The sequence below is a fragment of the Prescottella sp. GW823-FHT02E09 genome (assembly GCF_058797375.1).
This window is the reverse complement of record NZ_JBXAJP010000002.1, coordinates 598243-619811: the sequence shown is the minus strand read 5'-3', so window position 1 is coordinate 619811 and position 21569 is coordinate 598243. Positions and strand designations below refer to the sequence as shown.

The 21569-nt window shown below is 68.8% G+C and carries 19 protein-coding genes; 14 read left to right on the top strand and 5 right to left on the bottom strand.

The window, feature by feature from the left end:
• The first annotated feature begins 14 nt into the window (after window positions 1-14).
• The 13 genes from AC1RIF_RS07050 to AC1RIF_RS06990 all read left to right on the top strand — a co-directional run bounded on the left by AC1RIF_RS07050 (window position 15) and on the right by AC1RIF_RS06990 (window position 17209).
• Complete coding sequence (locus AC1RIF_RS07050; protein ID WP_492600639.1) at window positions 15-590, top strand: NuoB/complex I 20 kDa subunit family protein; 576 nt, start codon at window positions 15-17, stop codon at window positions 588-590.
• A 104-nt stretch (window positions 591-694) separates the two neighbouring features.
• Entirely contained in the window at window positions 695-1348 is a 654-nt protein-coding gene (locus AC1RIF_RS07045; protein WP_492600799.1) for an NADH-quinone oxidoreductase subunit C, read from the top strand.
• Window positions 1345-2679 carry an NADH dehydrogenase (quinone) subunit D gene (gene nuoD / locus AC1RIF_RS07040; protein WP_492600638.1) on the top strand — a complete coding sequence of 445 codons (1335 nt, stop codon included), beginning with the start codon at window positions 1345-1347 and terminating at the stop codon, window positions 2677-2679. Before AC1RIF_RS07045 ends, nuoD begins: the two co-directional genes overlap by 4 nt.
• A complete protein-coding gene (gene nuoF, locus AC1RIF_RS07035; RefSeq protein WP_492600637.1) occupies window positions 2676-4787 on the top strand; it encodes an NADH-quinone oxidoreductase subunit NuoF in 2112 nt (703 codons plus the stop codon). The genes nuoD and nuoF overlap by 4 nt, the downstream gene beginning before the upstream one ends.
• Complete coding sequence (locus tag AC1RIF_RS07030) at window positions 4784-7243, top strand: NADH-quinone oxidoreductase subunit G (protein WP_492600636.1); 2460 nt, start codon at window positions 4784-4786, stop codon at window positions 7241-7243. The genes nuoF and AC1RIF_RS07030 overlap by 4 nt, the downstream gene beginning before the upstream one ends.
• A complete protein-coding gene (nuoH, locus tag AC1RIF_RS07025; RefSeq protein WP_492600635.1) occupies window positions 7240-8562 on the top strand; it encodes an NADH-quinone oxidoreductase subunit NuoH in 1323 nt (440 codons plus the stop codon). Before AC1RIF_RS07030 ends, nuoH begins: the two co-directional genes overlap by 4 nt.
• Window positions 8555-9100, top strand: a complete 546-nt coding sequence (nuoI, locus tag AC1RIF_RS07020; RefSeq protein ID WP_492600634.1) for an NADH-quinone oxidoreductase subunit NuoI — start codon at window positions 8555-8557, stop codon at window positions 9098-9100. The genes nuoH and nuoI overlap by 8 nt, the downstream gene beginning before the upstream one ends.
• On the top strand, window positions 9100-9939 hold the full coding sequence (locus AC1RIF_RS07015) for an NADH-quinone oxidoreductase subunit J (protein WP_492600633.1): 840 nt from the start codon (window positions 9100-9102) through the stop codon (window positions 9937-9939). The genes nuoI and AC1RIF_RS07015 overlap by 1 nt, the downstream gene beginning before the upstream one ends.
• Window positions 9936-10235 carry an NADH-quinone oxidoreductase subunit NuoK gene (nuoK, locus tag AC1RIF_RS07010; protein ID WP_107985339.1) on the top strand — a complete coding sequence of 100 codons (300 nt, stop codon included), beginning with the start codon at window positions 9936-9938 and terminating at the stop codon, window positions 10233-10235. Before AC1RIF_RS07015 ends, nuoK begins: the two co-directional genes overlap by 4 nt.
• A gap of 1 nt (window position 10236) precedes the next feature.
• Window positions 10237-12183 carry an NADH-quinone oxidoreductase subunit L gene (nuoL, locus tag AC1RIF_RS07005; protein WP_492600632.1) on the top strand — a complete coding sequence of 649 codons (1947 nt, stop codon included), beginning with the start codon at window positions 10237-10239 and terminating at the stop codon, window positions 12181-12183.
• Window positions 12180-13760 carry an NADH-quinone oxidoreductase subunit M gene (locus AC1RIF_RS07000; RefSeq protein WP_492600631.1) on the top strand — a complete coding sequence of 527 codons (1581 nt, stop codon included), beginning with the start codon at window positions 12180-12182 and terminating at the stop codon, window positions 13758-13760. Before nuoL ends, AC1RIF_RS07000 begins: the two co-directional genes overlap by 4 nt.
• On the top strand, window positions 13757-15340 hold the full coding sequence (gene nuoN / locus AC1RIF_RS06995; RefSeq protein ID WP_492600630.1) for an NADH-quinone oxidoreductase subunit NuoN: 1584 nt from the start codon (window positions 13757-13759) through the stop codon (window positions 15338-15340). The genes AC1RIF_RS07000 and nuoN overlap by 4 nt, the downstream gene beginning before the upstream one ends.
• A gap of 147 nt (window positions 15341-15487) precedes the next feature.
• Window positions 15488-17209 (top strand): alkaline phosphatase D family protein, encoded by a 1722-nt coding sequence (locus AC1RIF_RS06990; RefSeq protein WP_492600629.1) that lies wholly within the window; start codon window positions 15488-15490, stop codon window positions 17207-17209.
• A gap of 97 nt (window positions 17210-17306) precedes the next feature.
• Here the strand turns inward: AC1RIF_RS06990 and AC1RIF_RS06985 are convergent, their stop codons facing one another.
• Window positions 17307-17459, bottom strand: a complete 153-nt coding sequence (locus AC1RIF_RS06985) for a hypothetical protein (protein ID WP_492600628.1) — start codon at window positions 17457-17459, stop codon at window positions 17307-17309.
• 359 nt (window positions 17460-17818) lie between these two features.
• Window positions 17819-18439, bottom strand: coding sequence for a TetR/AcrR family transcriptional regulator (locus tag AC1RIF_RS06980; protein ID WP_492600627.1), 621 nt, complete (start codon window positions 18437-18439; stop codon window positions 17819-17821).
• A gap of 98 nt (window positions 18440-18537) precedes the next feature.
• Between AC1RIF_RS06980 and AC1RIF_RS06975 the strand changes: the two genes are divergently transcribed.
• A complete protein-coding gene (locus AC1RIF_RS06975) occupies window positions 18538-20052 on the top strand; it encodes an MFS transporter (RefSeq protein WP_492600626.1) in 1515 nt (504 codons plus the stop codon).
• Here the strand turns inward: AC1RIF_RS06975 and AC1RIF_RS06970 are convergent.
• The 3 genes from AC1RIF_RS06970 to AC1RIF_RS06960 form a co-directional block, all read right to left on the bottom strand.
• On the bottom strand, window positions 19986-20474 hold the full coding sequence (locus tag AC1RIF_RS06970; RefSeq protein WP_492600625.1) for a nuclear transport factor 2 family protein: 489 nt from the start codon (window positions 20472-20474) through the stop codon (window positions 19986-19988). The genes AC1RIF_RS06975 and AC1RIF_RS06970 overlap by 67 nt on opposite strands.
• 93 nt (window positions 20475-20567) lie before the next feature.
• On the bottom strand, window positions 20568-21014 hold the full coding sequence (locus AC1RIF_RS06965) for a ferritin-like domain-containing protein (protein WP_492600624.1): 447 nt from the start codon (window positions 21012-21014) through the stop codon (window positions 20568-20570).
• Window positions 21011-21508 (bottom strand): hypothetical protein, encoded by a 498-nt coding sequence (locus AC1RIF_RS06960; RefSeq protein WP_492600623.1) that lies wholly within the window; start codon window positions 21506-21508, stop codon window positions 21011-21013. Before AC1RIF_RS06960 ends, AC1RIF_RS06965 begins: the two co-directional genes overlap by 4 nt.
• Between the last annotated feature and the right edge of the window lie 61 nt (window positions 21509-21569).

Below are 21569 nucleotides of genomic sequence, written 5' to 3'. Positions count from 1 at the left end.
GAGGTGAACCGGGTATGGGTCTCGAGGAGAAGCTGCCGAGTGGATTCGTGCTGAGCACGGTCGAGACGGTTGCCGGCTACGCGCGCAAGGGCTCGTTGTGGCCCGCCACCTTCGGTCTCGCCTGCTGCGCGATCGAGATGATGGCCACCACCTCCGGCCGGTTCGACCTCGCCCGATTCGGGATGGAGGCGTTCCGGGCATCCCCGCGCCAGGCAGATCTCATGATCGTCGCCGGCCGGGTGAGTCAGAAGATGGCCCCGGTGCTGCGCCAGGTCTACGACCAGATGGTCGAGCCCAAGTGGGTGCTCGCGATGGGGGTGTGCGCGTCGTCGGGCGGGATGTTCAACAACTATGCGATCGTGCAGGGCGTCGACCACGTGGTTCCGGTCGACATCTACCTGCCGGGCTGCCCGCCCCGCCCCGAGATGCTGCTCAACGCGATCCTGACGCTGCACGCCAAGATCCAGGAGATGCCGCTCGGGGTCAATCGCGAACAGGCCGTGCGCGCGGCGGAGGAAGCGGCGCTGGCCGCCAGGCCCACGATCGACCTCGGCCTGCCGGGACGCGGAGCCGGGACGGTGTTGCGATGACGAACCAGCGTGACGGTGGCCCGGGTGCTCTCGGGGGACCCGATCCCGAGGCCACGGCCGGTCCGGAGGGCACGGTGCCTCCCGAGTCGGTCGCGGGCGGCGAGATGATCGGGCTGCGGCAGGGCATGTTCGGCGTCGGTGGCACCGGCGACACCTCCGGCTACGGCCGACTCGTTCGGCCGGTCACATTGCCGGGCAGCACCTCTCGTCCCTACGGTGGCTGTTTCGACGATGTCGTCGACACCCTCGCGGCCGCGCTCGACCGCACCGGGATGCTGTTCGACGACGCCGTCGAGCGGGTGGTCGTCTTCCGCGGCGAACTGACCCTGCACGTGCGACGCGAGCGTCTGCCGACGGTCGCGCGACTGCTGCGCGACGACCCCGAGCTGCGGTTCGAGCTGTGCCTGGGAGTCAGTGGCGTGCACTACCCGCAGGATTCCGGGCGGGAGCTGCACGCGGTGTACCCGCTGATGTCGATCACCCACGGCCGCCGGATGCGGCTGGAGGTGGCGGTGCCGGATGCCGACCCGCACGTCCCGTCGCTGTACCGGGTGTACCCCACGACGGACTGGCACGAGCGGGAGACGTACGACTTCTTCGGCCTGATCTTCGACGGCCACCCGTCGCTCACCAGGATCGAGATGCCCGACGACTGGGTGGGACACCCGCAGCGCAAGGACTACCCCCTCGGCGGGATCCCCGTCGAGTACAAGGGGGCGACGATCCCGCCACCGGACGAACGGAGGGCCTACCAGTGAACAACCCTCTCGATCCCCTCGACCGGAACGGCAACGACGACGCGGAGTTCACCGTCGGCGGGCAGGACTGGGACGAGTTGGTGGACGCTGCGCACAGTGCCCGGGATGCCGGGGCCGAACGCATCGTCGTGAACATGGGTCCGCAGCACCCGTCCACGCACGGGGTGCTGCGGCTGATCCTGGAGATCGAGGGGGAGACGGTCACCGAGACCCGCTGTGGGGTCGGCTACCTGCACACCGGGATCGAGAAGAACCTCGAGTACCGCAACTGGACACAGGGCGTCACGTTCGTCACCCGGATGGACTATCTGTCCCCGTTCTTCAACGAGGTCGCGTATTGCCTCGGCGTCGAGAAGCTTCTCGACATCACCGACCAGATCCCCGACCGCGCCACCGTCGTCCGCGTCCTGCTGATGGAACTCAACCGGATCTCGTCGCACCTGGTCGCACTCGCGACGGGCGGCATGGAGCTGGGCGCGATCACCCCGATGCTGTTCGGTTTCCGTGAACGCGAACTGGTCCTGGACGTGTTCGAGATGATCACCGGACTGCGCATGAACCACGCGTACATCCGCCCCGGCGGGCTGTCCCAGGATCTGCCCGACGGCGCGGTGCCGAAAGTGCGCGAGCTGCTCGACCTCATGCCGCGCCGGCTGAAGGACATCGAGGACCTGCTGAGCGAGAACCCGATCTGGAAGGCACGGACGAAGGGGATCGGCTACCTCGACCTGACCGGCTGCATGGCGCTCGGGGTGACCGGACCCGTTCTGCGGGCCACCGGTCTGCCCCTGGACGTGCGCCGGTCTGACCCGTACTGCGGCTACGAGACCTACGAGTTCGACGTCGTCACCGAGTCCGGATCCGACTGCTACGGCCGCTATCTCGTCCGTCTACGCGAGATGGCGGAGTCGCTGAAGATCGTCGAACAGTGCCTCGACCGCCTGCGTCCGGGACCGGTCATGGTGGCGGACAAGAAGATCGCCTGGCCCGCCGACCTGGCCGTCGGCGCCGACGGCCTCGGGAACTCGCTCGAACACATCCGGAAGATCATGGGCACCTCGATGGAGGAACTGATCCACCACTTCAAGCTGGTCACCGAGGGATTCCGGGTGCCGCCCGGTCAGGTGTACATCGCGGTGGAGTCACCGCGCGGTGAGCTGGGCGTGCACATGGTCAGCGACGGCGGAACCCGGCCTTTCCGGGTGCACTACCGGGATCCGTCGTTCACCAATCTCCAGGCAGTCTCGGCGATGTGCGAGGGAGGCATGGTTGCCGACGTGATCGCGTCCGTCGCCAGCATCGATCCCGTCATGGGGGGAGTGGACCGATGACCGGAGCGCGAGAAGCCGAGGGTCCGGGCCCGGTGTTCGTCGAGTTGGGCCGTCCCGGTGACCGTCCGAGTTATCCGCCCGACGTGCACGCACGCCTGGCGTCCGATGCCGAGGAGATCGTCGCTCGCTACGAGACCTGCGACGTCGCGGCGGAGGACCGACGTGGGCCCGACGGCCCCGGCCGTTCGGCGCTGCTGCCGCTGCTGCACCTGGTGCAGTCCGAGGACGGCTACGTCTCCCCGGCGGGAATCGACTTCTGCGCGCGTCAACTCGGCCTCACCACGGCCGAGGTCACCGCCGTCGCCACGTTCTACTCGATGTACCGGCGCAGCCCCACCGGCACGTACCACGTCGGGGTGTGCACCAACAGCCTGTGCGCGGTGATGGGTGGTGACGCGATCCACGCCGCCCTCCGGGACCACCTCGGGATCGGCGACGGCGAGACCACCGCGGACGGATCGGTGACTCTCGAACACATCGAGTGCAACGCGGCGTGCGACTTCGCGCCGGTGATGATGGTGAACTGGGAGTTCTTCGACAACCAGACGCCGGCATCGGCCACCGGGATCGTCGACACCCTCCGATCGGGAGAGGTCGTCACTCCGAGTCGCGGTGCGCCGCTGTGCTCCTTCCGCGACACGGCCCGAGTGCTCGCCGGGTTCCCGGACCGGCGGCCCGGGGCGCTCGAGGCGGGCGGTGGGGCCGGCGACGCGACCCTGGCCGGACTGCGTGTCAGCCGCGAACTGCAGGAGCGTCCGGGGCGGGGCGGCGCCGGCGCCCTGACGCCCGTGCTGAGCCGGCACTGGGACGACGCCATGTCGTGGACCCTCGACACCTACCACCGTCACGACGGATACACCGCACTGCGCAAGGCGCTCGGCGCGAACCCGGACGAGGTGATCCAGACGGTCAAGGACGCCGGGTTGCGTGGCCGCGGCGGGGCCGGATTCCCGACCGGGATGAAGTGGTCGTTCATCCCGCAGGACCCGGCCACGGACGGCACCGCCAAGCCGCACTACCTGGTCGTCAACGCGGACGAGTCGGAACCGGGCACCTGCAAGGACATTCCGTTGATGCTCGCCACTCCGCACGCGCTGATCGAGGGGGTGATCATCGCGGCGTACGCGATTCGCGCCGCGCGCGCCTTCATCTATCTGCGCGGGGAGGTGGTACCGGTGCTGCGCCGACTCCAGGCGGCGGTGGCCGAGGCGTACGACGCGGGATACCTCGGCCGCGACATCCTCGGATCCGGGTACGACCTCGACATCGTCGTCCACGCCGGCGCCGGCGCGTACATCTGCGGCGAGGAGACCGCGCTGCTCGATTCGCTGGAGGGGCGTCGTGGCCAGCCTCGACTGCGACCGCCGTTCCCGGCGGTCGCCGGTCTGTACGCGTGCCCGACGGTGGTCAACAATGTCGAATCCATCGCGAGCGTGCCGCCGATCATCCTCCGCGGACCGGAGTGGTTCCGCAGCATGGGCAGCGAGGCCTCACCCGGCTTCACCCTCTACTCCCTGTCCGGCCACGTGACCCGGCCGGGCCAGTACGAGGCGCCGCTGGGAATCACGTTGCGGCAGTTGCTCGACCACGCGGGCGGCGTCCGGGCCGGGCACCGACTCAAGTTCTGGACCCCGGGCGGATCGTCGACGCCGATCTTCACCGACGAGCACCTCGACGTGCCGCTCGACTACGAGGGCGTCGCCGCAGCAGGATCCATGCTGGGCACCAAGGCGCTGCAGATCTTCGACGAGACCACCTGCGTGGTCCGGGTGGTCCTGCGCTGGACGCAGTTCTATGCGCACGAGTCGTGTGGCAAGTGCACCCCGTGCCGGGAGGGCACGTACTGGCTGGTGCAGATCCTCGAACGCCTCGAGCGCGGCGACGGTACCGAGGAAGACCTGTCGACACTGCTCGACATCTCGGACACCATCCTCGGCAAGTCGTTCTGCGCACTCGGTGACGGCGCGGCGAGCCCGATCATGTCCTCGCTGAAGTACTTCCGTGACGAGTACATCGCTCACCTCGAGCACCACGGTTGCCCGTTCGACCCGGACGCGGCGGCTCTCGTCTCCCGGGTTGCCGCGGGACCGGAAAGGGGGAGGCCATGACCGTCAACGTCAACGTCGACGCCTCGGGTCAGCCGGTGCCGTCGGACCGGGTGACCTTCACGATCGACGGAGTCGAGGTCACGGTCCCGAAGGGGACGCTGGTGATCCGGGCGGCCGAGGGGATCGGGATCCAGATCCCCCGGTTCTGCGATCATCCGTTGCTGGAACCGGTGGGCGCCTGCCGTCAGTGTCTCGTCGACGTGGAGGGGCAGCGCAAACCGCTCGCGTCGTGTACCACCGTCGCGACGGACGGCATGGTCGTCCGGACCCAGGTCACGTCCGAGGTCGCCGACAAGGCGCAGAAGGGCGTGATGGAACTGCTGCTCATCAACCATCCACTGGACTGCCCGGTGTGTGACAAGGGCGGTGAGTGCCCGCTGCAGAACCAGGCGATGTCGAGCGGGCGGGCCGAGTCCCGTTTCGGTGGCGTCAAACGCACGTTCCCCAAACCGATTCCGCTGTCGACCGAGGTCCTGCTGGATCGCGAGCGATGTGTGCTGTGCGCCCGGTGTACACGGTTCTCGCGGCAGGTCGCGGGCGACCCGATGATCGAACTTCTCGAACGTGGCGCGTTGCAGCAGGTGGGGATCGGGGAGGACGAGCCGTTCGACTCGTACTTTTCCGGCAACACCGTCCAGATCTGCCCGGTCGGTGCCCTCACCGGGGCGGCGTACCGGTTCCGGGCCCGGCCGTTCGACCTGGTGTCGAGCCCCAGTGTGTGCGAGCACTGCGCGAGCGGATGCGCGCAGCGCACCGATCACCGCCGGGGTACCGTGCTGCGCCGGCTCGCCGGTGACGACCCGCAGGTCAACGAGGAGTGGAACTGCGACAAGGGCCGCTGGGCGTTCACGTACGCAACAGAGCCCGATCGGCTCGAGACCCCGATGATTCGCAGCGCACCCGGCGACCTGGTCCCCGCATCGTGGTCGGAGGCGCTGGCGGTCGCCGCGCGGGGATTGCGAGCGGTCGAGGGCGGTGTCGGGGTGTTGGCCGGCGGGCGGGCCACATACGAAGACGCGTACGCCTACTCGAAGTTCGCGCGGATCGCGCTGGGCACCAACGATATCGACTTCCGTGCCCGCGCGCACTCGGTCGAGGAGGCCGACTTCCTCGCCGCCCGCGTTGCCGGGCGCGGGCTGGGTGTGGATCCGGCGGCGGTCACGTACGACGATCTCGATCGGGCGCCGGCCGTCCTGTTGGTCGCGTTCGAACCGGAGGAGGAGTCGCCGATCGTCTTCCTCCGCCTGCGAAAGGCCGTGCGCACCAAAAAGACCGTGGTGCTCGCGATCGCGCCCTTCGCGAGCCGGGGCCTCGGGAAGTTGTCCGGCAGGCTGCTGCGCGCGGCCCCCGGGGACGAGCCTGCGATTCTCGACGAGTTGAGTGGTTCGGAGTTCCTGCGTTGTTCCGGTGCGGTGATCCTGGTCGGGGAGCGCGCCGCCGTGATCCCGGGCGCGCTGGCCGCGCTGGCCCGCCTCGCCGACGACACGGGGGCGCGCGTGGGGTGGGTGCCGCGGCGGGCCGGTGAGCGCGGCGCGCTCGAGGCCGGTGCGCTGCCGAACCTGCTGCCCGGCGGACGACCGGTCGTCGACGCCGAGGCCCGACGCCAGGTTGCCGCCGCATGGGGTGTAGCCGACCTCCCGGCCGCGACCGGTCGCGACACCGCTGCCATGCTTGCCGCCGCCGCGTCGGGTGACCTCGGTGGGTTGCTGATCGGTGGTGTCGAACTCGACGATCTGCCGGATCCGCGGCTCGCACTGTCGGCGATCGAGAACGCCGGATTCGTCGTCAGTCTCGAATTACGCCGCAGCGCGGTCACCGACTGTGCCGACGTGGTGTTCCCGGTGGCGCCCGTCGCGGAGAAGGGCGGCACCTTCCTCGACTGGGAGGGGCGTGCGCGACCGTTCGGTGCAGCGCTGCACACCACCGGCGCCGTGCCCGACGGGCGGGTGCTCGATGCCCTCGCCACCGAGATGGGCGCCCGTCTCGGTCTGCGCGATGTCGCGTCCGCGGATGCGGAACTCGGACGCCTCGGTGCGTGGGACGGCGCCCGTCCCGCCGCGGTCGGTGCGGCGCCGAGCGGGGCACGGGAACCGGGTCCGGGCGAGGCCGTGCTCGCGGGCTGGCGGATGCTCCTCGACGCCGGACGGATGCAGGACGGCGAACCGTACCTCGCGGGCACGGCCCGCGCACCCGTGCTGCGATTGTCGGCCGACTGCGCCGACGAGATCGGTGCCCGGGACGGTGATCCGGTGACCGTCGAGAGCGATCGCGGAACCGTCACGCTGCCGCTCGAGATCACCGACCTGCCGTACCGCGTGGTGTGGCTGCCGCTGAACTCGCCCGGTTCGGCGGTGTATCGACAGCTCGGACGGGTGCCCGGCGACGTCGTGCGTCTCCGCCGCGACCAGCCCGGCGGAGCAGCGGTGAACCCGGCGCGCGGGGAGGCGCTGCGATGACCACGCCGATCGACCCGACCAGCACCCTCGCCTACACGGATCTGTCGATGTTCGGCCGCGACCCGTGGTGGCTGGTCGTCGCGAAAGCGTTGGGCATCTTCGTGTTCCTGGTGCTCACCGTGCTGATCGCGATCTACGCCGAACGCAAGGTGCTGGCGTGGATGCAGATGCGGGTCGGCCCCGACCGGGTGGGCCCCCGCGGCATCCTGCAGAGCCTCGCCGACGGCATCAAGCTGGCGCTCAAGGAGGGCATCGTCCCCGCGGGCGTCGACAAGCCCGTCTACCTGCTGGCGCCGATCATCGCCACCGTGCCGGCGTTCATGGCGTTCGCGGTGATCCCGTTCGGTCCCGAGGTCTCGATCCTCGGAACCCGGACGCCGTTGCAGCTCACCGATCTCCCGGTGGCCGTGCTCTACGTCCTCGCCGTCACGTCCGTCGGCGTGTACGGAATCGTCCTGGCGGGGTGGGCGTCCGGCTCTACCTATCCGCTGCTGGGCGGCCTGCGTTCCACGGCGCAGGTGATCTCGTACGAGGTTGCGATGGCGCTGTCGTTCGCTGCGGTGTTCCTCGACGCGGGCACGATGTCGACGTCGGGAATCGTTGCCGCGCAGAGCGGCCACTGGTATGTCTTCCTGCTGCTGCCGTCGTTCCTCATCTACGTCACGTCGATGGTCGGCGAGACCAACCGGGCGCCGTTCGACCTGCCGGAGGCAGAGGGCGAACTGGTCGGCGGATTCCACACGGAGTACTCGTCGCTGCGGTTCGCGATGTTCATGCTCGCCGAGTACGTGAACATGGTGACGGTGTCGGCTCTGGCGGCGACGCTGTTCCTCGGCGGCTGGCACGCACCGTGGCCGCTGAGCATGTGGGACGGCGCCAACTCCGGGTGGTGGCCGCTGCTGTGGTTCGTCGTGAAGGTCTGGGGCTTCCTGTTCGTGTTCGTCTGGCTGCGCGGCACCCTGCCGCGGCTGCGGTACGACCAGTTCATGAACCTGGGCTGGAAGGTGCTCATCCCGGTGTCCCTCGTGTGGGTCATGGTGGTCGCCACGGTGCGCGCACTGCGCATCGAGGGCTACGAGACGCGGTCGATCGTCCTTCTCGTCGGCGGCACGGTCGTGGGACTGCTCCTGGTGGCGCTGCTGTACCGCAAGTTGCGGCCCGGGCCGCCGGTTCCCGGCGCATCGGTGCCGTCGGCGCCGGCACCCTTCGACCCGATGGCCGGCGGATTCCCGGTTCCGCCGCTGCCGGGCCAGGCCGTCCGGTCCGAGCCCGCTCTCGTGCGGTCCGGACACTCCGGAAAGGAGGATCTCGATGCCTGACTTCTTCGACTCCGTCGCGGGTTTCGGCGTGACCTTCTCGACGATGTTCAAGAAACCCGTGACCGAGTTCTATCCCGAGGTCAAGACGCCGACGGCCGAGCGCTACCACGGCCGACACCAACTCAACCGTCATCCGGACGGCCTCGAGAAGTGCATCGGCTGCGAGTTGTGCGCGTGGGCGTGCCCGGCCGACGCCATCTACGTCGAGGGCGCCGACAACACCGCCGAGGAGCAGTACTCGCCGGGGGAGCGGTACGGCCGCGTCTACCAGATCAACTACCTGCGCTGCATCGGCTGCGGGCTGTGCGTCGAGGCGTGTCCCACCCGAGCGCTCACGATGACCAACGAGTACGAGATGGTCGACGACAACCGCGCCGACCTGATCTACGAGAAGGACCGGCTTCTCGCACCGCTGCAGCCGGGCATGGAGGCTCCGCCGCACCCGATGGCGCCGGGCGCCACCGACGAGGACTACTACCGCGGAAAAGTGACCGGCACGGTGACCGATCCCGGGACGCGACCCGGGGAGGTGGGCTAGTGGACACCGCGAGCCTGCACTCGACGGTGTTGCTGGCCGCGGAGACCTTCACGCGCACATCCTCCGGGGAGGGCGTGCAGTTCTGGATCCTCGGCACCATCGCGGTCATCGGCGCGCTCGGCGTGGTGTGCGCGCCCAAGGCGGTGTACTCGGCGGTCTTCCTGGCGATGACGATGATCATCCTCGCGGTCTTCTACATCGCGCAGGGCGCGCTGTTCCTCGGCGTCGTGCAGGTGGTGGTCTACACCGGCGCTGTGATGATGCTGTTCCTGTTCGTGGTGATGCTCATCGGCGTGGACTCGTCCGACTCGCTCGTGGAAACGCTTCGCGGGCAGCGAATTGCAGCGGTGGTGGCCGGTGTCGGGTTCGGGCTGCTGCTGATCGGCGGGCTCGGGAACGCGACCGTCGGATCGCTCGGCGCGGACGGGACCCGGGTCGGATTCGTCGGCCTGGATCAGGCGAACGCCGGCGGCAACGTCGAGGGCCTGGCCGAGATCGTGTTCATCCGGTACGTGTGGGTCTTCGAGCTCACCGGTGCACTGCTGATCACCGCGACGATCGGCGCGATGGTGCTGGCTCATCGCGAACGCTTCGAGCGACGGCTCGGCCAGCGGGAGATGTCCCGGCAGCGGTTCCGCGAGTGGGGTGCGGACGAGCTCGGCGCCGCGGCCCGTGTCACTCCGCTGCCGAGCCCCGGCGTCTACGCGCGGCACAACGCCGTCGACATGCCGGCGCGCTTGCCCGACGGCACTTACGCTCGTGAGTCCGTCAGCAGATTGCTCACCCCGCGCGATGTCGCGCCGGCCACCGAGCCGTCCGACACGGAGGGGGAGCGATGAACCCGGAGAACTACCTGTACCTGGCGGCGTTGCTCTTCACGATCGGCGCGGCGGGAGTGCTGCTGCGGCGCAACGCGATCGTCGTGTTCATGTGCATCGAGCTGATGCTCAACGCCGCCAACCTGGCCTTCGTGACCTTCGCCCGGATGCACGGCAACCTCGACGGCCAGGTGTTCGCGTTCTTCACGATGGTGGTCGCCGCGGCCGAGGTCGTCATCGGACTCGCGATCATCATGACCATCTTCCGCACCCGTCGTTCGGCTTCGGTCGACGACGCCGACCTGCTGAAGTACTGACGTGAACGGGGGGACGGGAATTCAATCGCTCATCTGGCTCCTGCCGGCGTTTCCGTTGTTCGGTGCCGCCGCCCTGCTGCTCGTCGGTCGGCGCAGCGACCGCTGGGGCCACCTCCTCGGGTGTGCCGCCGCCCTCGCGTCCTTCGTGATCGCCGCGGCGCTGTTCGTCGACCTGATCGGCCGGGACGCGTCCGACCGCGTCGCGCAGCAGGATCTGTTCACGTGGCTGCCGGTGGCCGGGCTGCAGGTGGACTTCGGGCTCCGGCTCGACCAGCTGTCGATGTGCTTCGTACTGCTGATCACCGGCGTCGGATCGCTCATTCACATCTACTCGGTCGGCTACATGAAGACCGATCCCGGTCGCCGGAGGTTCTTCGCGTACCTCAACCTGTTCCTCGCCGCGATGCTGCTGCTGGTGCTCGCGGACAACTATCTCGGCCTGTACGTCGGCTGGGAGGGCGTGGGTCTCGCGTCCTACCTGCTCATCGGGTTCTGGCAGTTCAAACCGACGTCCGCTACCGCGGCGAAGAAGGCGTTCGTCGTCAACCGCGTCGGCGACATGGGCCTGATGGTCGGACTGATGATCATGTTCGCGACGTTCGGTTCGGTGTCGTTCGCCGATGTCCTCGGCGGGGTCGGTGACACCAGCGGCGGAGTGACCACCGCGCTCGGTCTCGTCCTTGTGCTCGCCGCGTGCGGCAAGTCGGCGCAGGTACCGCTGCAGTCGTGGCTCGGCGACGCCATGGAGGGCCCGACGCCGGTGTCGGCGCTGATCCACGCGGCGACGATGGTCACTGCGGGCGTCTACCTGATCGTGCGATCCGGGCCGATCTTCGAGGCGTCGCCCGGCGCGCAGTTGGCGGTCGTGCTGGTCGGCGCGGTCACCCTGCTGTTCGGCGCGATCATCGGCTGCGCCAAGGACGACATCAAGAAGGCGCTCGCCGCGTCGACGATGAGTCAGATCGGCTACATGGTGATGGCCGCCGGGCTCGGCCCGGCGGGCTACGCGTTCGCGATCATGCTGCTGCTCGCCCACGGGTTCTTCAAGGCCGGACTGTTCCTCGGCGCCGGGTCGGTGATGCACGGGATGAACGACGAGACCGACATGCGCCGTTACGGTGGACTGCGGACGCTGATGCCGATCACGTTTGCCACCTTCGGTTTCGGATACCTCGCAATCATCGGGATACCCCCGTTCTCAGGTTTCTTCTCCAAGGACAAGATCATCGAGGCCGCGTTCGGGTCGGGTGGTGCCGGTGGCGTCGCCCTCGGCACCGTCGCGCTGCTCGGCGCAGGGCTGACCGCGTTCTACATGACGCGGGTGATGCTGATGACGTTCTTCGGCGAGCGGCGCTGGGCGGCAGGAGCGACGCCTGCGGAGCGACCGGAAGGCACGGTCCATCCGCACGAGTCGCCCGCGGTGATGACCGTGCCGATGGTGGTGATCGCGGTCGGCTCCGTGGCCGCCGGCGGGTTGCTCGCGATCGGCGGCACGCTCGAGCACTGGCTCGAACCGGTCTGGACCGAGTTCGGTGCGGCCGCAGAGCATGCCGAACTCGCCGTCCCGGTGTGGGCGATCACGGTCGTCACGCTGGCGGTGGTCCTCGCCGGCGTCGCTTTCGCGTGGCGGCAGTACGCGACCCGGCCGGTGCCCACCACGGCCCCGGACGAGGTATCGGTGCTCACCGTCGCGGCACGCAACGACCTCTACGGTGATGCCGTCGACGAGGCCGCGTTCATGCGTCCCGGACAGCGGTTGGTGCGGGCGTTGACGACGGTCGAGGACAAGGGCATCGACGGCGCGGTCGGCGGAATCGCGGCCCTGCTCGGGGCCGCCTCGGTGGGGCTTCGGCGACTGCAGACCGGCTTCGTCCGCTCCTACGCCCTGTACATGTTCGTCGGCGCGGCCGTCGTGGTCGCCGCCGCACTGGTCGGGAGGGTGGGATGAGCGACATTCCCTGGCTGACGGTGCTGTGGGTCCTGCCGTTGGTGGGTGCCGCCGCCGCGTTGGTGACGCCCGCCCGGGATCGGACCCTCGCGAAGTGGATCGCGGTGGCGACGGCGCTGCTGACCTTGCTGGTGGCCGCGGTTCTCGCGGTCCGCTTCGACCCGGCCGGTACGCAGTACCAGTTCGTCGAATCGCATTCGTGGATACCGGCCTTCGGGACCCGGTACGAGCTGGGACTCGACGGCATCGCATTGGTGCTGGTGCTGCTGACCGCAGTCCTCGTGCCCTTGCTGCTGCTGGCAGGATGGCGCGACGTGGCGCCGGACGACTCGCGCCCGCGTGCCACGCACACGTACGTCGCGCTGATCCTCGTCGTCGAGGCGATGGTGCTGATGTCGTTCCTGTCCCTCGACATCCTGCTGTTCTATGTCTTCTTCGAGGCCATGCTGATCCCGATGTACTTCCTCATCGGCGGATTCGGGCAGGCCGGCGTCGGCAGGTCCCGGGCCGCGGTGAAGTTCCTGCTGTACAACCTGTTCGGCGGCCTGATCATGCTGGCCGCGGTGATCGGCCTGTACGTGGTCACGGCGGGGTCGGACAGCCCGTTCGAGACGGGGACGTTCGACTTCCGGGCCGTCGTCGACGCCGTCGCCTCGGGCGCGCTGCCGATCGACGCGCCGGTCGCCAACGCGCTGTTCCTCGGATTCATGTTCGCGTTCGCGGTGAAGGCGCCGCTGTGGCCGCTGCACAGCTGGCTCCCGGACGCGGCAGTCGAGGCCACGCCGGTCAGCGCGGTCCTGATGATGGCCGTGGTCGACAAGGTGGGTACGTTCGCGATGCTGCGCTACGGCCTGCAGTTGTTCCCCGACGCCGCACAGTATTTCGCGCCGCTCGTCGTGACCCTGGCTGTGATCGGCATCGTGTACGGCGCGCTGCTGGCGATCGGTCAGACCGACGTCATGCGCCTGATCGCGTACACCTCGATCTCCCATTTCGGATTCATCGTGCTGGGGGTGTTCGCGATGACCAGTCAGGGGCAGAGCGGCTCGACTCTCTACATGGTCAACCACGGAATCTCCACCGCCGCACTGATGCTGGTCGCCGGATTCCTGGTCTCGCGGCGCGGGACCCGGGCCATCGCGGACTACGGCGGCGTGCAGAAGGTGGCGCCGCTGATGGCCGGCACGTTCCTCATCGCGGGCCTGGCCACGCTGTCGCTGCCGGGGCTGGCCCCGTTCATCAGCGAGTTCCTCGTGCTGATCGGGACCTACACCCGCTATCCGCTGGCGGCGGTGCTCGCAACGATCGCGCTGGTCCTCGCGGCCCTGTACGTGCTGTGGCTGTACCAGCGGATGATGACCGGTCCGGTCCGGGACGGGAACGAACGCATCGGCGACCTGAGACGCCGCGAGATCGCGGTGATCGCGCCGCTGATCGCGCTGCTGGTGGTCCTCGGGGTCTATCCCAAACCGATCCTCGACGTCATCACACCCGCGGTCGAGAACACGCTGACCACGATCGACCGGCCGGATCCGGCGCCGGTCGTCGCCGAGCAGGACGGAGGTGGTCCCCGGTGACTCTCGCCGACGGAGTTCTGCCCGCCCCCGACATCGAGTACGGCCTGCTCTCGCCGATGCTGATCGTGTTCGGTGTCGCGGTCGCGGGGGTGCTCGTCGAGGCGTTCGCGCCGCGGCGAGTCCGGTACGCGACCCACGTCGTCCTCGCGCTCGGCGGCCTCGTGGCGGCGTTCGTCGCCGTCGTCGCGCTGTCCGGGACCCGGGCCGTGGCCGTCTCGGGGTCCGTCGCGATCGACGGTCCGACGCTGTTCCTGCAGGGGACGATCCTGCTGGTGTCGGTGCTCGCGATCGCCCTGATCGCCGACCGGGGCACGGACCGGGCCGCCGACCGGCGTGGTGCGACTGTCGGCGGATCGGTCGACGCATTCACCCCGCGTGCGTCCGCGGTCCCGGGCAGTGTGGCAGAGAAGGAAGCGACCCGGGCCGGCGTCATGCAGACCGAGGTGTTTCCGCTGACGATGTTCGCGGTCGGCGGCATGCTGCTGTTCCCAGCGGCCGACGACCTGCTCACGATGTTCGTCGCGCTCGAGGTCCTGTCGCTGCCGCTGTACCTGCTGTGCGGATTGGCCCGGCGGCGGCGACTGCTCTCGCAGGAAGCAGCCCTCAAGTACTTCCTTCTCGGCGCGTTCTCGTCGGCGTTCTTCCTCTTCGGTGTCGCCCTGCTGTACGGGTACGCCGGCACCGTCCAACTGTCCGGCATCGCCGACGCCGTGGCGCCGGGGTCGGGTGACGAGGCGCTGGCCCAGATCGGTCTCGGATTGCTCTCGGTGGGTCTGCTGTTCAAAGTCGGTGCGGTGCCGTTCCATTCGTGGATCCCGGACGTGTACCAGGGCGCGCCCACGCCGATCACCGCTTTCATGGCCTCGGCCACGAAGATCGCGGCCTTCGGTGCAGCGCTGCGGGTCTTCTACGTGGCCGTGCCCGGACTGGACTGGGACTGGCGCCCGGTGCTGTGGGCGGTCGCGATCCTCACGATGCTCGTCGGCGCGGTTCTCGCGGTCACGCAGACCGACGTCAAACGGATGCTGGCGTACTCCTCGGTCGCGCACGCAGGGTTCATCCTCACCGGTCTGATCGCAGGCAACGAGGCCGGGCTCTCATCGACGATGTTCTACCTGCTCGCCTACGGTTTCAGCACGCTCGGGGCCTTTGCGGTGGTGAGCCTGGTGCGTGACCCGAACGGGGGTGAAGTCACCGACCTGGCCCGGTGGGCCGGGCTGGGCCGGACCTCGCCGCTGTTGTGTTCGGTGTTCGCGCTGTTCCTGCTGGCCTTCGCAGGAATCCCGCTCACCAGTGGATTCGTCAGCAAGTTCGCGGTCTTCCAGGCCGCGGCGTCGGGCGGTGCCGTCCCACTCGTCATCGTCGGCGTCGTCAGCAGTGCGATCGCGGCGTTCTTCTACGTGCGGGTGATCGTGCTGATGTTCTTCTCGGATCCTCCGGCGGGCGCGCCCACGTCCGTGGTGTGGAGCGGTCCTACCGGTGCGGCGATCATCGTGGCCGCGGCCGTGACCGTGATCCTGGGCATCGTGCCGCAACCCGTGCTCGATCTCGCGGATCGGGCGGCGAGCGCACTCCTCTGACCGGCCGGTTCCCGATCGCCTCGATGTCTGCGGATGTCCCACAGGCACGACATCTGGTGCTCACCTGGGTTACGCAAAACGGCCACACAGGTAAACGGACAACGTTATCGTCAGTGCCACCCTTCCACACGAACCGCGAGGTGGCCCATGCCCTTTCCGAACCGGAACGTCTCCCGTCGAAGTTTCCTCACCGGGCTGTCGGTGGTCGGTGCCGCGGCCGTGTTCCCCGCTGCGGCCCATGCGACGCCGGTCCTGCGCCAGGCTCCGGACGTGGGGACCGGACTGATTCGGAACCCGGAGTTCGGGAACGGGATCATGGCCGGTGTGCCGCGCACCGACGGCGCGACGCTGTGGACCCGCGTCGGTGCGCCGGGCGGGGGTGGCAGCCTCGGTTCCGTCAGCACGGGTTCCGTGAGTACGGGGTCGGTCGGTGGCAGTCTGGGCTCGGGGGCGCTCGGCAGCGGTGGTGCCGCCGCGGGCGAACTGGCGGTGATCGTGTCGACCCGCGAGGACTTGTCCGCGCCGGTCCTGGCCGAACGGGTCCAGGTGCGCGAGGATGCCGACGGCACGGTGCATTTCGATGCGACCGGGCTCGCACCCGGAGAGACCTACTACTACCAGTTCCGTGGCAGCGGGGGTGAGTCGCCGGTCGGCAGGTTCCGGACGTTGCGGCCCGCCGACTCCAACGAGCCGGTCCGCATCGGCTGGTTCACGTGCCAGGGCTTCGAGGAGGGCTACTACGCCGCCCACCGCCACCTCGCCGAGGAAGATCTGGACTTCGTCGTGTGCCTCGGCGACTACGTGTACGAATTCACCATGCCCGGGGTCCGGGGTGTCGAGGCCAACGTGTTCCCGCAGGGACTCGACAGCATGCGGGACAAGTACCGCAGGTACCGGTCGGACGCTGACCTGCGGCTGATGCACAGCCGCCACGCTTTCCTCCCGATCTGGGACGACCACGAGTTCCGCAACAACTACAGCAAGGACGGGTGGACGTTCCCGGTGATCTCGCCGATCGAGGGCGCGATCGGGTTCCAGCAGAAGAAGCAGTGGGCGTGGCAGGCGTGGTTCGAGCACATGCCGGTTCCACGGTTCGCCGACGATCCGCTCCGCACCTACCGGTCGTTGCGGGTGGGACGGACTGTGGAGTTGTTCGCGCCGGACACCCGGCAGTACCGGGACCGTCAGGCGTGCGGCGACTCGCTCGATCACATCGTCTGCGCGGACGCCGACATCCCGGGCCGCACGATGCTGGGTGCGCCGCAGAAGCAGTGGCTGCTCGACGGCATGACCGGCTCGGATGCGACGTGGAAGGTGGTCGCGAACGCGAACATGATGATGGGCATGGCCGTGGCGGACAACGGCACCCGCGCCTACATGGACACCTGGGACGGATACGGTGCCGAGCGCTCCGAGATCCTGTCCACCGCGGCCAACGCGGTCGAGAACATGGTTCTCGTCACCGGCGACGACCACGACGGGTGGGCGGGCGAGTTGTGGGACACCGGCTTCGCTCCGGGCACGTCGAGCGGTGAACAGGTCAACGCGCCGGGCGCCCATCGAGCCGGCGTCGAGTTCGTGGTCCCGTCGGTGACGTCCGCGAACACCGGGGACGGCGGATACAGCATCGGCAGCAGCGGAGGCGACCCGGTCGATGCCGCGCGGGCCGAGGAGGTCAACCGGCGCAATCACAACCCGCATGTCAAGCACGTCGACATGGTCGGTCACGGCTACGGTGTGCTCGACGTCGACTCCGGCGAGGCGCGGTTCAGTTTCCGTGCCGTCGACAAGCTGAATCCGAATGCCGATGTGGCGACCTCGGCATCGTTCCGGACCCCGAAGGGGCAGGCGGTGATCGAGCCCGCCTGACAGTGTGCGGGGCTCGGGCGCGCGACGCCGACTACCATCTGGAGGCCCCACCGTGCCGGTGGGGCCTCCAGTGGTTCGGGCGGACCCGGGTCGTGCGTCAGGAACCGAAGTTGAACCCGCCGCCTGCGCCGCCGGCACCGCCGCCGGCGGCCCCACCCTCGGAGCCGGCCGAGCCGCCGTCCGATCCGAATCCGATATTGCCTCCGAACATCGCGGACAGCAGGGCCGAGAAGATCGCCGAGATGGACATGTGTGCTCCTGTGTGTCACTCGATCCAGGTCGACACCGGTCGGTGTCAGGAGTCAGTGGACCGTGCGCACCGCCGCCGACGTGAGGGATCGGCGACAGGTTAGGGGGCGATTAGGGGAGTGCTAGGGGAATTGTCCTGCCACCCCGTCCACATATCGAATCCCCTACTCGGGGCCCCTGATTCAGGGATTCTGTCGTCGCGCCCGGTGGCGATCTGGTAGGCGTCCCGCGCCGGTCCGCAGCGCGATCGATGCAGGCGAACCAGCCGCATCGCGTTTCCCGAGTCGCTTCGCAATGTCCCGGACGTGAGCCGGTTGGTCCTCGTCGGCTGTTCGGAATCCGTGTCCGGCGCGGTCCCGGTCAGTCCTGGCTGTCGACGGCGGCAGCTGCGGCGTCGAGGCTGTTCCCGAATGCACAGACCGACAGTTCGCCGAGCGCGGGGTCGCGGTCGGCGTGCTGGGGCGCCTCCATCGCCAGGAGGGTGTTGAGCAGCATGCCGTTGGCGATGAAGGTGCGCGCCTGTTCGGGCGTGCACCCGGTGCGCGTGCGGATCCGGGTGTAGATCTTCGACATCCAGTCTCGTGCCTGCGCGCCGATCTCCGGCGTCGATCCGGCCGCGAAGCCGTGCATCATCACCAGCAGCAGGTCTCGGTCGGCAAGTAGTTCGGTGTAGGCGGCACCCATCCGGGCCCACCGCTCCTCGTCGTTCGGATCCTCGGCGACCTGGTCGAGCGCGGGTTCGAACGCGTCCATGATCCGGCCGATCGCGTGGGCGAACACGTCGCGGAACAGGTTCGCCTTGCTGCCGAACATGCGCACCACGTACGGCTGGGACACCCCGGCCTCCCGGGCGACGGCGTCGGTGCTGGTTCCGTGGAAGCCGCCGCGTGCGAATGCCCTGGTGGCCGCTGCGAGGACGAGCTCGCGACGGGCCTCGGCGCTCATGCGCGTCTGTTTTCCCGACTTCTCTGCGGTCGCCATGCTTGACAGGTTATCACTCGATTACTAACGTCGGGCGGCGTAAGTAATCATTCGATGCTTACAGCAGGGTTTCCGTCCTTCAGGCCTCAGGAGCCGACATGACGACCATCTCCGATCAACTCGATCCACACTCCGCGCACGTATCCACCGGATCGCCGCCCGGTCGCGTCGTTCCCGTCTGGCTGGCGATCGTCGCAGCCTCGATCCCGATGTTCATGGCGACGCTCGACAACCTGGTGATGACCAGCGCGCTGCCCGTCATCCGGGACGATCTCGATGCCTCGGTGGGGCAGTTGCAGTGGTTCATGAACGCCTACACGCTCGCGTTCGCAACGCTGATGTTGTCGCTGTCGACGCTCGGTGACCGACTCGGTCGTCGGCGTGTGTTTCTTTGGGGCATAGCAGTGTTCACCGCAGCGTCCATTGCCTCGGCGCTGTCGACCACGCCCGAGATGCTGATTGCGGCCAGGGCCGTCCAGGGGGTCGGCGCCGCGGCGATCATGCCGCTCTCGCTGACCCTGCTCGCCGGCGCCGTGCCGCTCGCCAAGCGTGCGCTCGCGATCGGTATCTGGGGTGGGGTGTCCGGGCTCGGTGTCGCGCTCGGCCCCGTCGTCGGCGGTGCCGTCGTCGACGGGGTGTCGTGGCAGGCGGTGTTCTGGATCAACGTGCCGGTCGCGTTGGTGGCCGCGCCACTGGCGCTGTACGCGCTCGCCGAATCTCGCGGGCGCCGACAGCCGCTGGATCCGGCCGGAGTCGTCTTCGCGGGCGGCGCGGTGTTTCTCGCGGTGTGGGGGATCGTGCACGGCAACGACGACGGCTGGACCAGCCTCTCGGTGCTCGGCGCGCTGATCGCCGCCGCGGTGCTGCTGGCGCTGTTCCTGATCAGGGAATCGCGGACGACGTTTCCGGTGGTGCCGCTGCGGCTGTTCCGGTCGCGGCAGTTCTCGATCGCGAACGTCATCGCGCTGACCTTCACGCTGGGAATGATGGGCGCAGTGTTCCTGCTGTCGCAGTACCTGCAGATCGTCGCGGGGTACAGCCCGTTCGCGGCGGGTCTGCGGACACTGCCGTGGACGGCGGCGCCGATGATCGTCGCGCCGATCGCGGGCCTGCTGGCGCCCCGTGTCGGGCTGCGGGCGCTGCTCGTGACCGGACTGATGTTGCAGGGGCTGTCGCTGGTGTGGATGGCGCAACTCATCGAGCCCGGTGTGGCCTACACGAGCCTGGTTCCGGCCTTCGCGATGGCCGGTGTCGGCATGGGATTGACGTTCGCGCCGAACGCGACCGCGGTCCTCGCCGACATGACGGAATCCGACCAGGGCACCGCGAGTTCGATCAACGCCACGCTGCGCGAGATCGGTGTCGCGCTCGGTATCGCGGTCCTGACGGCTGTATTCCTCGGCGCCGGCGGCAGCCTCACGCCGACCGGGTACACGGACGCGCTCGCCCCCGCGCTGTACGTCGGAGCCGGGTTCGTGGCCGTCGCGGTGATCGCGGCGGCGTTGATGCCCCGAAGCACCCCCGCCGCCGCCGACGTCGCAGGCGATCACCCCTCGGTGACGACCGTGCCCTCACCGAGCGGACGCGTCATCGACCACAGCGTGATCGACTGACACTTCGACATCTTCCATTCGCCGTTCTCGATGACGTACTCGTCGACGTACTCGATGGAGCGGACGGTCTCGGTGTTGTCGATCAGGTTCACCTGACGGAACGCGAGCGTCCACTGCCCGGAGGCGAGTTCGTCACCGAGCAGCGTGATGGAGGGGTGGAACGCGTGATGCATGTCGAGGATGACGTTCTTGCCGTCCACCTTCTGCAGGGCGATGGTGCGGAACACCTCGGCGATCGGGTCCGCATCGTCGAACTTTCCGAGCGGGCCGTAGTCGATCTGGGCGCCACGATCGATGAAGCATGCCCGGAACGTTTCGGCATCCTTCGCGTCGCACGCCCGCAGGTACCGATGCTTGAGTGCCTTGATCGCCTCGATCCGCTCCAGTTCGTCGAGGCGCTGTTCGATCGTTCGTTCCGTCACGGGGAATCCTCTCGGTTGCGGACTGTCGTCGTAGAACCTAGGTCCTGCGACGCGATGCGCGAGAGGCTTTCCCGCTCAGCGGAGAACGTGACGTCAGGGCTGACCGGGGAACGCGGTGGTGGGAGGTGTCGTCCCGAGGATCGCCCGCCAGTTCGCTGCCCGCACCGCCGCTTCGGTGAGGGCGGTGACGCCCACCTCGCGGGTGTGCTCGGACTGACTGCGTTCGATCACCGACCGCCAGGCCACCGCGGTGTCGGCCTCGACCTGCGCGGCCAGTTGGGCGGCGGACATCGGATCGCTCACCGGGAACGGTACCGAGTACGCCGCCTGTGGTTGCGGGGCGTCGATGCTGGCGGCCGTCAGCGCGTCGATGGTCGCGTCCCGGCGCGCCCGGTGGGCGGCGGTGTTCGCCGACACCAGATCGGATCGGGTCGTGTTGGAGAAGGCGGCCACCAGTCCGTATGCGAAGACCGCGGCGTACTCGGCCTGCAGGGCGTCGATCAGTGACTGCTGTTCGGGTCCGGGACTCTGCTTGCTCACGGCAGCAACACCGCCTGCTGTGCGGCGCAGGCCGCGCTGATCGAGCCGAGCAGTCCGGCGCGGTAGCCGGACTGGGTGCGCGCCATCCGGGCGGCCTCGCGCTGGGCGTCGGCGATGTCGACCCGCAACTGTTCGAGCGTCGGCGGTGCCGGAACCTGCAGGGAGGGCGTCGTCGTCTCGGACGCCGTGGCGCCGGCGGCGCGTGCGATCTCCGCATCCAGCGCGTCGGCGTGGGCGGTCCGCTCGGCAGCCACCACGCCGAGGGCCCCGGCCCGATCGGGGTTGGTCGCAATCGCCGTCGTCGCGTTCGCGGCATCCCGCCGCGCGAGTTCGGCCTGTGCGGTGAGCGCATCGATCTCGGCGGGGGTGTCGGCTTGCCCGGAATCCGAGCAACCCGTCGTCAACGTGAGCGCTGTCGTCCCGAGCGCGGCGCTGCCCGCGACGCGCAGTGCAGCGCGCCGGGAGAGCGGGTGGGTGAGGAAGGGCGTTCGCACTCGATCATGGTGCCAGGAATCGGCCGGATCGTCGGTACCGCGCAGGTCGCGGCGAAATGCC